Raw genomic sequence first — 12,098 nt, 5'->3', positions numbered from 1 at the left:
ATGAAATCAATGAAAATTGCCGCCAGTAGTGAACTGGTCTCTCGTCTGTCCAGCCATCGTCAGGTGGTCTCGTTGGACAGTACCGATTTTACTGACGTTGCGGCAGTCGTCATTACCGTTGCGGACAGCCGCAGCGGGATCCTTGCTTTGCTTAAACGCACAGGTTTTCATTTACCCGTGTTTCTGTTCGCGGAATCCGATGTGGAGGTGCCAGCGGGAGTCAATGCGGTCATTCGTGGTCAGGCTCAGGAGTGGCTGGAGCTGGAGACTGCTGCCTGTCAGTATGAAGACGATCTACTGCCACCGTTCTACGACACGCTGACCCAGTATGTCGAAATGGGGAACAGCACGTTTGCCTGCCCGGGACACCAACACGGTGAGTTTTTTAAGAAGCATCCTGCGGGGCGGCATTTCTACGAATTCTTTGGTGAGAATCTGTTTCGTGCGGACATGTGCAACGCTGACGTTAAGCTTGGCGATCTGCTGATTCATGAAGGGTCAGCGAAACATGCGCAGAAATTTGCCGCGAAAGTTTTCCACGCGGATAAAACCTACTTTGTGCTGAACGGAACCTCTGCGGCCAATAAAGTGGTAACCAATGCGCTGCTGACGCGTGGGGATCTGGTGCTTTTTGACCGTAACAACCATAAGTCGAACCACCACGGCGCGCTGATCCAGGCGGGTGCAACGCCGGTTTATCTGGAAGCGGCGCGTAATCCGTTTGGCTTTATCGGCGGCATTGATGAGCACTGCTTTGATGAGCAGTACCTGCGTCAGCAGATCCGTGAAGTTGCGCCACAAAAGGCTGACCAGCCGCGTCCGTTCCGTCTGGCGATCATTCAACTCGGCACTTATGACGGCACGATCTACAACGCCCGGCAGGTGATCGACAAAATCGGTAGCCTGTGTGATTACATCCTGTTTGATTCCGCATGGGTCGGCTACGAGCAATTTATCCCGATGATGGCCGATAGCTCACCGTTGCTGTTGGAGCTTAATGCTAACGATCCGGGGATCTTTGTGACGCAGTCAGTACACAAACAACAGGCTGGGTTCTCGCAAACCTCGCAGATCCACAAAAAGGATAACCACATTCGCGGCCAGGCGCGGTTCTGCCCGCATAAGCGGCTGAACAACGCGTTTATGCTGCATGCTTCCACCAGTCCGTTTTATCCGCTGTTTGCGGCGTTGGACGTTAACGCCAAAATTCATGAAGGCGAGAGCGGTCGTCGGCTATGGGCAGAGTGCGTGGCGCTGGGAATCGAGGCCCGTAAAGCGATTATTGCTCGCTGTAAGATGATTCAGCCGTTTATTCCCCCGGTGGTTGATGGCAAACCGTGGGAAACCTATCCGACGGCGGTGATTGCCAGCGAGCGTCGCTTCTTTAGCTTTGAGCCTGGCGCGAAGTGGCATGGTTTTTCCGGTTACGCGCGCGACCAGTATTTTGTCGATCCCTGCAAGCTGTTGTTAACTACCCCGGGCATTGATGCGCAAACCGGGCAATATACTGAGTTTGGTATTCCGGCGACGATTCTGGCGCATTACCTGCGTGAAAACGGCATTGTGCCGGAGAAATGCGACCTCAACTCGATTCTGTTCCTGCTGACCCCGGCTGAAAGCGCAGAGAAAATGGCGCAACTGGTGGCGATGCTGGCGCAGTTTGAACAGCACATTGAGAACGACACGCCGCTGGCTGAAGTGCTGCCCACTATCTTCAACAAGTATCCGGTGCGCTACCGGGATTACACGCTGCGTGAACTGTGTCAGGAGATGCACTCACTGTACGTCAGCTTTGATGTGAAAGATCTGCAAAAAGCGATGTTCCGTCAGGAGAGTCTGCCTGCCGTGGCGATGAATCCGCAGGATGCCAACAGCGCTTTTATTCGTGGTGATGTTGAACTGGTGCGTATTTGTGATGCTGCTGGCCGCATTGCGGCGGAAGGTGCGCTGCCTTATCCTCCGGGCGTGCTGTGCGTGGTGCCTGGCGAAGTCTGGGGCGGGGCGGTGCAACAATACTTCCTGGCGCTGGAAGAGGGTGTAAACCTGCTGCCTGGCTTCTCGCCGGAGCTGCAAGGCGTTTACAGTGAGACGGATGCAGACGGCATTAAGCGTCTGTATGGATATGTTGTGAAATAAGCGGCATCTGGCCAAAAAGAAGGTCACCTGATGGTGACCTTCTTTCATTATAAAGATTAGTGTGCGATGGTCTGCGTGCCTGCCGGAACGCGCACGTGTTTGTATTTAAACAGCGCAACGAAGGCAAATGCCAGAACCAGCGAGTAACCTGCGAAGATTAGCCACACGGTCTGCCAGTCGGTAATACCGTTCAGCGTGTAGTGTTCAACCACTTTGCCGCTCACCAGACCGCCCAGAATACAACCGAAGCCGTTGGTCATCATCAGGAACATACCCTGTGCGCTGGCACGAATTTCAGGGCGAACTTCTTTCTCCACGAACACGGAGCCAGAGATGTTGAAGAAGTCGAAGGCGCAGCCGTAAACAATCATCGACAGAACCAGCAGTACGGTACCGAACGGCGTCGGATCGCCGTAGGCAAACAGGCCGAAGCGCAGCATCCACGCGACGATACTGATCAGCATCACGTTCTTAATACCGTAACGGCTTAAGAAGAACGGGATGGTCAGGATAAACAGGGTCTCAGAAATCTGTGAAATCGACATCATCACCGATGCGTGTTCAACGATAAAGCTACCAGAGAACAGCGGGTTGTTGTCGAAGCTGTGCAGGAAGGTATTACCAAACATATTGGTAATCTGCAGCTCCGCGCCCAGCATCATTGAGAAGATGAAGAAAATCGCCATGCGCTTGTTTTTAAACAGCGCAAAGGCATCCAGACCCAGCATAGACGACCAGCTCTGGTTTTTCTGCTGATTGGCGACCGGAATATGCGGCAGCGTCAGAGTGAACAGCGCCAGTACCACAGACAACGTCGCACCGATATACAGCTGCATATGGCTCAGTTCAAAGCCGGAGAAGCTTACGCCCCACATCGCCATGATAAAGCCGATGGTGCCCCAGATACGAATTGGTGGGAAATCGGTAACGATATCCATCCCGGCTGATTGCAGACGATAGTAGGAGATGGTGTTGATGAGCCCCAGCGTTGGCATATAGGCCAGTGAGTTAAGCAAAATCACAAAGAACATGGCGCCTGGCGTGGTGACTTCGGCTGCGGCGAACAGCGTTGCGGCACCGACCAGGTGACAAATGGTGTATACCCATTTCGCACTGACCCATTTGTCGGCCACGATCCCTAACAGCGTCGGCATAAACACGGCGGCGATCCCCAACGAGCTATACACCGCGCCAATGGATGCACCATCGAATTTAAGGGTGACAAACATATAGGAGCCGAGAGTAGTCAGCCAACTACCCCATAAGCAGAACTGCAGAAACGAGAGAACTTTCAGCTGCAGCTTAAGATTCATGTTAATTTCCTCACACCGTAATGCGGATGAATGTTTTAAAAGGCACATTTGCCGTGGCTATATGATGTGATTCTATCAACGAGCAGTACTCTTTTTTTGTTACCTGTGACAAATATTTGCAAACAATTTCTAATTGCAAGGCAAAAGAGTGATGGAGTTAACACTTTTCCCTCTTCTTAACCTCGTTTAAGGGGACAGAAGAGGGATACATTAGCGGCGTCGATATGATTTTTGTGCGGAATTGACCTTGTAAAGGTATCGGCGTGATTCAGCTGATGGGTGTCGGGTGGTCAGGATTTGATAAACGTCCCCAGGGGACATGCTGTTAATGATATTCGCGGCCTGAATTTTATCATTCGAGAACACGCGCAGCACGCTGCCGGCACCGCCGTTATACGCGGTGATCACCGCATAGCGACGCGAGGTTGGATTATCAATGCCGCCCAAATAGACATTGTTGAGCATGGCCAGATAAGCCGTGCCGGTATCAATGTTGCTGGCCGGGTCAAACAGGAAGCTGCGGCTAGGTGTGCCTGAGCGCCCTTGCGAGCGGAAAACATCTTTCCCGGCGCTGTGTTGTACCACCTGCATCAGTCCCAGCGCATCGGCATGGCTGACCGCATACGGGTTAAACGAGGATTCGGTTTGCATGATGGCCAGAATCAGCGATTCGTCAACGCCATACTTACGCGATGCCTGACGCACCATGCCGATGTATTTATGCGCGCGCTTATCAAGGTGGTTTGGTACCAGATTGATCGTTACGCTATAAATGATACGCAGGCCATTGCTGCGGCTTTTAAGTCGCGTTTGCAGCAGGTAGTTGGCAAAGTTGGTGGCACGTCCCTCCCAACGAATTGGCTGGCCGGTATTATCGACCACCTGTCCGTACAGGAACGGCTCTTTGGAAATCTTAATGTCGTCGACATCGGAATAGAGATCGATAGAACCCGGATCATCGCCCATCAGCAACGTCTTGATAATCGCCCGACGCAGGTGCCCGGCAGGATCTGTTCCGGCAATGGTCTCGACGGTTATCGTACCGTCATCAAAGTTGATGTGGCTGCGGGTTTGGTACTGATCGGTATACTTTACGTAGTCCTTCGGACCCGCAATCAGCACTTCCTTAAATCCCCACAGATTCTCAATGTTATGGGCAAATTGCCCCATCAGAATATCAAAACCGTTGGTATCCTTGACCCAGGCTTCGTTATAGGAATCGCCTTTTTTGGTCGAACTGGAACAGGAGATGAGCAACGGCGCAATAACGGCAAGCGCGAGATATTTTTTCATCATTCCGGGAGTGCGTGTTGTGTTTGTTATATGCAAGGACCAGATTAAATCGTCGGCCGGATAAGCGCAGCGCCATCCGGCAACGGTTCTTATGACTCTGGCGTATAGCCTTCAATATGCACGTCCTTACCCTCAAACAGGAAGTTGATCATCTCCTGCTCCAGCAGTTTACGGTGCTCGACGTTCATCATATTGAGTTTCTTCTCGTTAATCAGCATGGTTTGCTTGTGCTGCCATTGCGCCCAGGCTTCTTTAGAAATCTCGTTATAAATGCGTTTTCCCAGATCGCCTGGGTACAGCTGAAAATCCTGACCTTCTGCTTCGCGTTGCAGGAAAGTGCAAAAAATCGTTCTGCTCATAAAAAATCCTCTCTTTCGACCGCTACGTTAAATCTGTGTACCGGCACGTAATTGCTGTAACAAACGCTCCACGGGAGCCGCCAGCCCAACAGATGGCGGTTGCGCTAAGTTATACCAGAGCGCGTTGCCTTCATCCATGCATGAGGTGCATGAAGACACGGGAAGCCACATAGGCACAATATCTAAGTGGAAATGGCTAAAGGTATGGCGAAACGCATTAAGTTGGATCAGATTATCTGTGTTAATTTGCCGTTGCGCCAGCCACTTACGCAGCCCATCTTCGTCGTCAAACTGCGGAAAACAGTATAAACCACCCCATAAGCCGCTGGGCGGACGCTGCGATAGCAACACCTCGTCATCATGCTGCAGCAGTAAAAAATAGCCCGTACGTTCCGGTAACGTCTGTTTGGGTTTTTTACCAGGATACAGCGCCCAGCTTGCATTGGCGGCCGCTACACAGCCATTCTCTAGCGGACACAGCGAACATTTAGGCTTTGAACGTGTACAAACCATAGCGCCTAAATCCATCATCGCCTGGTTAAAACGCTCAACGCCGTGGGCAGGCGTAACCTGCTCGCTCAGTTCCCACAGTTTCTTTTCGACCTCTTTTTTCCCCGGCCAGCCGCTTACAGCATAACAGCGAGCCAGCACGCGTTTGACGTTACCGTCAAGAATCGGAAAATGCTGACCCAGAGAGAGTGAAAGGATCGCGCCTGCGGTCGAGCGTCCAACGCCTGGCAGGGCGGCGACTTCATCAAAGGTTTGCGGAAAAGTACCGCCATGCAGTGCCACAACCTGCTGCGCGGCTTTATGTAAATTGCGCGCACGGGCGTAATAGCCCAGCCCGGTCCATAAATGCAGAACTTCATCCAGCGGCGCATGGGCCAAATCCGTTACCGTCGGAAAGCGCGCCATAAAGCGCTCAAAATAGGGGATAACGGTGGCAACCTGAGTTTGTTGCAGCATCACCTCAGAGAGCCATACTTTGTAAGGCGTCTTGTCAATTTGCCAGGGCAGCGTCTTGCGCCCGTATTTGTCGTACCAGCTCAAAACCTGAGCTGAAAATTGAGAGGCTTGCATGATTACCGTTTCATTATTGCCGGGGGCAAGATTGCAGCACAGCGGCAACGGGGTGTAAACCGGAACTTTCCGCTGCTCACTTTCTTCCTTTACTTGCATCCGGCAACTAACTTTGGATAATGCCCGTTTTCAGAACTCAAACACAGCAGACTAAACTTTTATGAAGAACGACGTCATTTCACCGGAATTTGATGAAAACGGCCGCCCTCTGCGCCGGATTCGTAGTTTTGTTCGTCGCCAGGGGCGACTGACGAAAGGGCAGGAACACGCGCTGGAAAACTACTGGCCGGTGATGGGCGTTGAGTTCAGCGAAGAGCCTGTAGATTTCGCTGCGCTGTTTGGTCGCGATGCGCCAGTCACGCTTGAAATTGGTTTTGGGATGGGGGCTTCGCTGGTGGCGATGGCGAAAGCGCGTCCGGAACAGAATTTCCTCGGCATCGAGGTTCACTCGCCGGGCGTTGGCGCGTGTCTGGCTTCAGCCCATGAAGAGGGCGTCGAGAACTTGCGTGTCATGTGCCATGATGCCGTTGAAGTCCTGCATAAAATGATTCCTGACAATTCTTTATCTATGGTTCAGCTGTTTTTCCCTGACCCGTGGCATAAAGCACGTCATAATAAACGCCGTATCGTCCAGGTACCGTTTGCTGAGCATATCTTAAGTAAGCTGAAGCTGGGCGGCGTGTTCCATATGGCAACCGACTGGGAAGCGTATGCGGAGCACATGCTGGAAGTGATGTCCTCTATCGACGGGTATAAAAACCAGTCAGAGAGTAACGATTATGTACCGCGCCCACAATCGCGCCCGGTAACCAAATTTGAACAACGTGGTCATCGTCTTGGCCACGGCGTATGGGACTTAATGTTCGAGAGGGTGAAATAATGGCAAAGAACCGTAGCCGTCGTCTGCGTAAAAAAATGCACATCGACGAATTCCAGGAAATAGGATTTTCGGTTGCATGGCGTTTCCCGGAAGGTACATCTGGAGAGCAGGTCGATAAAATCGTTGATGACTTTATCGATGAGGTTATCGAACCGAACAAACTGGCCTTTGACGGCAGCGGCTATCTGGCCTGGGAAGGTCTGATCTGTCTGCAGGAAATCGGCAAATGCACCGAAGAACATCAGGCAATCGTCCGTAAGTGGCTGGAAGAGCATAAACTTGAAGAAGTGCGCACCAGCGAACTTTTCGATATTTGGTGGGACTAAGTAGCACAGGGTCGGCAAATGCCGGCCCGATTTGTATTGAGGGAAAGATATGATGCGCAAAACGCTGCTGGCGGCAGTCCTAACGTTCACGGCGATGGCCGCACATGCCGATTATCAGTGCAGCGTCACCCCACGTGACGATGTGATTTTGAACCCACAAACGGTGCAGGTGAAAGGCGAAAACGGCGATCTGGTTATTACCCAGGCCGGCGATGTCACCTTTAACGGTAAGCAGTACAACCTGAACGCCGCACAGCGTGAGCAGGCTAAAGATTATCAGGCCGCGTTGCGTAGCAGCCTGCCGTGGATTGACGAAGGTGCCAGAGCGCGCGTAGAGAAAGGTCGCGTGGCGCTGGACAAAATCATCGCCAAAGAGGTCGGTGAAAGCAGCAACATGCGTGGCCGCTTAACCAAGCTGGATGCGCAATTGAAAGCGCAGATGAACCGCATCATCGAACATCGTACTGATGGGCTGACCTTCCACTATAAGGCGATTGACCAGGTCCGCGCCGACGGGCAGCAATTAGTGAATCAGGCGATGGGCGGCATTTTGCAGGACAGCATCAACGAGATGGGTGCCAAAGCTGTGCTCAAAGGCGGCGGTAACCCGTTGCAGGGCGTGCTCGGGAGCCTCGGTGGTTTGCAAACGTCAATTCAGAACGAATGGAAGAATCAGGAACAAGACTTCCAGCAGTTTGGCAAAGATGTTTGCGCCCGCGTCGTGACGCTGGAAAACGATCGTAAAACGCTGGTTAGCACGTTGAAATAATTTTCACCTCTTTTTAACGGCACAGAAACATTCTGTGCCGTTTTATTTTGTATCTTTCTGTTTTTTTGATATCCATCTCTAAGAATGGCAATTTGATGGAGATATAAATCTGGTTAATTGGATGCCGTCACATTATTCATCTGTAAGATAGACATAATGCTGCAAATTCAAGTAACTGGAGAAATAACATGGAGTTTTTCAAGAAAACGGCACTTGCCGCACTGGTTATGGGTTTCAGCGGCGCGGCGCTTGCACTGCCAAACATCACTATTTTAGCAACCGGCGGGACCATTGCCGGCGGTGGTGATTCCGCGACAAAATCTAACTACACGGCAGGCAAGGTAGGCGTAGAGAATCTGGTTGAAGCCGTACCTCAGTTGAAAGACATCGCGGTTGTTAAAGGCGAGCAGGTGGTGAACATCGGCTCTCAGGATATGAATGACGACGTCTGGTTAACGCTGGCGAAAAAGATTAACACCGAGTGTGATAAAACCGATGGTTTTGTGGTGACGCATGGTACGGATACCATGGAAGAAACCGCCTATTTCCTCGACCTGACCGTCAAGTGCAACAAGCCGGTAGTGCTGGTGGGTGCAATGCGTCCGTCTACAGGGATGAGCGCCGATGGCCCGTTCAACCTGTATAACGCAGTGGTGACGGCTGCAGACAAAGCCTCTGCCAACCGTGGCGTGCTGGTGGTGATGAACGACACCGTGATGGATGGTCGCGACGTGACCAAAACCAACACTACCGATGTAGCCACCTTCAAATCCGTTAACTATGGCCCGCTGGGCTACATCCATAACGGCAAGATTGACTACCAGCGTACGCCTGCGCGTAAGCACACCACGTCTACTCCGTTCGATGTGTCTAAGCTGACCGAACTGCCGAAAGTGGGGATTGTTTACAACTACGCTAACGCCTCGGATCTGCCGGCCAAAGCGCTGGTCGACGCGGGTTATGCAGGTATCGTCAGTGCGGGTGTAGGTAACGGCAACTTGTATAAAACGGTATTCGATACGCTGGCCACTGCCGCGCATAAAGGTACCGTCGTGGTGCGTTCCTCCCGTGTACCAACCGGCTCCACCACGCAGGATGCTGAAGTTGATGATGCGAAATACGGCTTTGTGGCTTCAGGTTCTCTGAACCCGCAAAAAGCGCGTGTTCTGCTGCAGCTTGCGCTGACGCAAACCAAGGATCCTAAGCAGATCCAGGAAATGTTTAATCAGTATTAATCGATGCAGGTGGCTGCGCTTATCGCCCTAACCCTGTAGGGCTGATAAGCGCAGCGCCATCAGGCAATTTGCCGGATGGCGGCTCAAGGCCTTATCCGGCCTACATCGTTACCGTATTACTCCGCCAGAAACAGCTCCAGCAGCGAATTCAAAAACAGCTTACCGTGTTGGGTAATCTGCCAGTATTCATCGCATTCACTCAGGTAACCCTGGGCGATAGCTGCATCAATCTGTCGACGAATAACGTCTTCGGCAAGCCCGGTGTATTGCGTGAATTCTGCACGCGGCGCGGCCTCCAGTAACCGGAAACGGTTCATAAAGAACTCGAACGGCTTGTCGGCTTCGGCGACATCACGCTGGCTTTCCAGGTAACGTCCTTGCATGTATCCGCGTGGATGCCGCGTTTTGGTGGTGCGCAGGATGCGTCCGTCCGGGAAAGTGATTTTGCCGTGCGCGCCGCAGCCAATGCCAAGATAGTCGCCAAAACGCCAGTAATTGAGATTGTGCTGACACTGATAGCCTGGTTTCGCATAGGCTGAGGTTTCGTACTGTTGATACCCCGCTGCAGTCAGCAACTGGTGGCCTTGCTCAAAAATATCCCACAGCGCGTCATCGTCCGGTAATACCGGCGGACGTGAACCAAATAGCGTGTTGGGTTCGATAGTCAGCTGATACCAGGAGAGATGCGGCGGGTTGAGCGCGATGGCCTGTTGCAAATCGCCCAACGCCTCTTCCAGAGTCTGATCCGGCAGGCCGTGCATCAGATCGAGATTAAAGCTACGTAGCCCCAGACCGCTCGCCAGATTCGCGGCACGTTTGGCTTCTTCCGGTCCGTGAATACGCCCCAGGCGCTCAAGTTTGGCGGCGCTAAAGCTCTGTACGCCAATGGAGATTCGGTTTACGCCAGCGCGTTGATAATCAACAAAGCGATCGGCTTCCACCGTACCGGGATTCGCATCCATCGTGATTTCTGCATCCGCGGCCAGCTTCAGGCGTGCGCGCACGCCGTCGAGCAGTGTTTGCATTGCCGGGCCAGAAAGCAGGCTCGGCGTACCGCCACCGATAAAAATTGTCTTTACTTCACGTCCCTGGGCGTGGGCCACCTCAGTATCCAGATCGCTCAACAGATGCTGCACATAGTCGTCATGAGGAACGTCGCCCTTCAGCGCATGCGAGTTAAAGTCGCAGTACGGACATTTTTGCACGCACCACGGGATGTGAATATAAAGACTTAGCGGCGGAAGTTTAACCATTACGCAGGGCATCCAGCAGCAGCTTCAACGCCTGTCCGCGGTGAGAAATTGCACTTTTCTCTTCACGGGTCAGTTCAGCCGCCGTTTTCCCTTCAGTCGGCACAAAGAAGATCGGGTCGTAGCCAAAGCCACCGTTTCCGGCAGGTTCACGGGTAATAATACCCGGCCAGCTTCCGTGGCACACTACCGGCGTTGGATCGTCTGCGTGGCGCATATAGACCAGCACGCAGTGGAACTGTGCCTGGCGCTTGTCATCAGGAACATCCTGCAGGGTGTGAAGCAGTTTTTCCAGGTTCTGCCTGTCGGTCGCATCTTCGCCGGAATAACGGGCCGAATAGATGCCCGGCGCGCCGCCAAGGGCGTTCACCGCCAGACCAGAGTCATCAGCAATGGCCGGCAGTCCGGTAATTTGCGCGGCATGACGCGCCTTCAGAATGGCATTCTCAATAAACGTCAGCCCGGTCTCTTCTGCAGAATCAACACCCAGATCCGTTTGGGCAACGACATCAAGTCCGAAATCACTCAGAAGAGAGGCGAGTTCACGCACTTTACCGGCATTGCCGGTCGCGAGGACAACTTTTTGCATGGGATACCTAATCAGTTAGCGCCGCAATTTCGGGCGGGATCTGTTGCGGATGAATGATTTTAACCTGTTTGTGACGGCCAAGCTCGCCCTTCTCAATAACGACCTGGCTTTTTGCCACACGGAACTGTTTGCCGAGAAATTTCACCAGATGGCTGTTCGCTTGCCCATCCACCGGTGGGGCGGTAATGGCGACTTTTACTTCGTCGCCATGCAAACCCACAATACTGTCACGGCTGGCTTTAGGCTGAATGTAGAGCCGTAAAACCAGACCGTCGTCGCAGGGTGTAACGGCACTCATAGCGCCATCCACAGCCCCGGCAGCAGCATATTGCCTGTCGCCTGTAACACTTCCGCGATGCCCATGTTAATCACATAGAGCAGCAGAACCAGAATCATCGGCGAGAAATCGATGCCGCCCATACCCGGGAGGATACGACGAATAGGACGCAGCAGCGGATCCGCCAGTTGAATCAGCACGTACTCCACGGGGCTGCGGCCCTGGCTGACCCAGCTCATAATCGCCATCACCAGCAGTACCCAGAAAATCAGCAGTCCGATGGTCTTGAGGACAATCAGTACGGCGGCGATCCAGATGATCGGCTGGAACGTGACCACCTTAAACAGCACGATGGCTTTGATAAAGCTGAGAACGAGCGCAACTAATGCCGAGGCGCTGTCAATCGGCCCCATCGGGGGAATCACACGGCGTAACGGCCCAATAACAGGCTGAGTGATTTTCACTATAAACTGCGAGAACGGGTTGTAAAAATCGCAGCGAGACCATTGCATCCACACGCGTAGCAGCAGCGCCATGGTATACAGCTCAATTACCGTTGAGAGCAGGAAGGTCAACGTATTCATGGTGTTC

The 12,098-nt window shown here is 52.7% G+C and carries 13 protein-coding genes; 5 read left to right on the top strand and 8 right to left on the bottom strand.

Annotated elements, in window-relative coordinates; translation table 11 throughout:
• On the top strand, positions 1-2,136 hold the full coding sequence (locus FOB24_RS21120; RefSeq protein WP_137347442.1) for an ornithine decarboxylase: 2,136 nt from the start codon (positions 1-3) through the stop codon (positions 2,134-2,136).
• Positions 2,137-2,192: 56 nt separating this feature from the next.
• Here the strand turns inward: FOB24_RS21120 and FOB24_RS21115 are convergent, their stop codons facing one another.
• The 4 genes from FOB24_RS21115 to mutY all read right to left on the bottom strand — a co-directional run bounded on the left by FOB24_RS21115 (position 2,193) and on the right by mutY (position 6,181).
• On the bottom strand, positions 2,193-3,449 hold the full coding sequence (locus tag FOB24_RS21115) for a nucleoside permease (RefSeq protein ID WP_069324795.1): 1,257 nt from the start codon (positions 3,447-3,449) through the stop codon (positions 2,193-2,195).
• Positions 3,450-3,659: 210 nt separating this feature from the next.
• The gene (gene mltC / locus FOB24_RS21110) at positions 3,660-4,745 is read right to left on the bottom strand and encodes a membrane-bound lytic murein transglycosylase MltC (RefSeq protein WP_129694833.1); all 1,086 of its coding nucleotides are present in this window, start codon (positions 4,743-4,745) and stop codon (positions 3,660-3,662) included.
• Between the two features lie 86 nt (positions 4,746-4,831).
• A complete protein-coding gene (locus FOB24_RS21105; protein ID WP_003027126.1) occupies positions 4,832-5,101 on the bottom strand; it encodes an oxidative damage protection protein in 270 nt (89 codons plus the stop codon).
• A gap of 27 nt (positions 5,102-5,128) precedes the next feature.
• The gene (mutY, locus tag FOB24_RS21100; protein WP_121530031.1) at positions 5,129-6,181 is read right to left on the bottom strand and encodes an A/G-specific adenine glycosylase; all 1,053 of its coding nucleotides are present in this window, start codon (positions 6,179-6,181) and stop codon (positions 5,129-5,131) included.
• A gap of 160 nt (positions 6,182-6,341) precedes the next feature.
• On the opposite strand from mutY, the gene trmB reads away from it, so the two are divergent.
• The 4 genes from trmB to ansB all read left to right on the top strand — a co-directional run bounded on the left by trmB (position 6,342) and on the right by ansB (position 9,391).
• A complete protein-coding gene (trmB, locus tag FOB24_RS21095; RefSeq protein WP_038633629.1) occupies positions 6,342-7,061 on the top strand; it encodes a tRNA (guanosine(46)-N7)-methyltransferase TrmB in 720 nt (239 codons plus the stop codon).
• Entirely contained in the window at positions 7,061-7,387 is a 327-nt protein-coding gene (locus tag FOB24_RS21090) for a YggL family protein (RefSeq protein ID WP_038633626.1), read from the top strand. The genes trmB and FOB24_RS21090 overlap by 1 nt, the downstream gene beginning before the upstream one ends.
• Before the next feature lie 49 nt (positions 7,388-7,436).
• Positions 7,437-8,156 (top strand): YggN family protein, encoded by a 720-nt coding sequence (locus tag FOB24_RS21085; protein ID WP_038633622.1) that lies wholly within the window; start codon positions 7,437-7,439, stop codon positions 8,154-8,156.
• Positions 8,157-8,344: 188 nt separating this feature from the next.
• Entirely contained in the window at positions 8,345-9,391 is a 1,047-nt protein-coding gene (gene ansB / locus FOB24_RS21080; RefSeq protein WP_038633619.1) for an L-asparaginase 2, read from the top strand.
• A 116-nt stretch (positions 9,392-9,507) separates the two neighbouring features.
• Here ansB and hemW read toward each other — a convergent pair whose 3' ends face one another.
• From hemW to FOB24_RS21060, 4 genes are read right to left on the bottom strand one after another with little or no spacing between them, the layout of a single operon-like run.
• A complete protein-coding gene (gene hemW, locus FOB24_RS21075) occupies positions 9,508-10,644 on the bottom strand; it encodes a radical SAM family heme chaperone HemW (RefSeq protein WP_150345415.1) in 1,137 nt (378 codons plus the stop codon).
• Positions 10,637-11,230, bottom strand: coding sequence for an XTP/dITP diphosphatase (locus FOB24_RS21070; RefSeq protein WP_038633614.1), 594 nt, complete (start codon positions 11,228-11,230; stop codon positions 10,637-10,639). Before FOB24_RS21070 ends, hemW begins: the two co-directional genes overlap by 8 nt.
• A gap of 7 nt (positions 11,231-11,237) precedes the next feature.
• Positions 11,238-11,528: a DUF167 family protein YggU gene (gene yggU, locus FOB24_RS21065; protein WP_003027101.1), complete on the bottom strand. Its 291-nt coding sequence runs from the start codon at positions 11,526-11,528 to the stop codon at positions 11,238-11,240.
• Positions 11,525-12,091 carry a YggT family protein gene (locus FOB24_RS21060; RefSeq protein ID WP_038633609.1) on the bottom strand — a complete coding sequence of 189 codons (567 nt, stop codon included), beginning with the start codon at positions 12,089-12,091 and terminating at the stop codon, positions 11,525-11,527. The genes yggU and FOB24_RS21060 overlap by 4 nt, the downstream gene beginning before the upstream one ends.
• Between the last annotated feature and the right edge of the window lie 7 nt (positions 12,092-12,098).

The sequence above is a fragment of the Citrobacter werkmanii genome (genome assembly GCF_008693645.1).
Taxonomy (GTDB): Bacteria; Pseudomonadota; Gammaproteobacteria; order Enterobacterales; family Enterobacteriaceae; genus Citrobacter; species Citrobacter werkmanii.
This window is presented reverse-complemented; position numbering and strand designations above follow the sequence as displayed.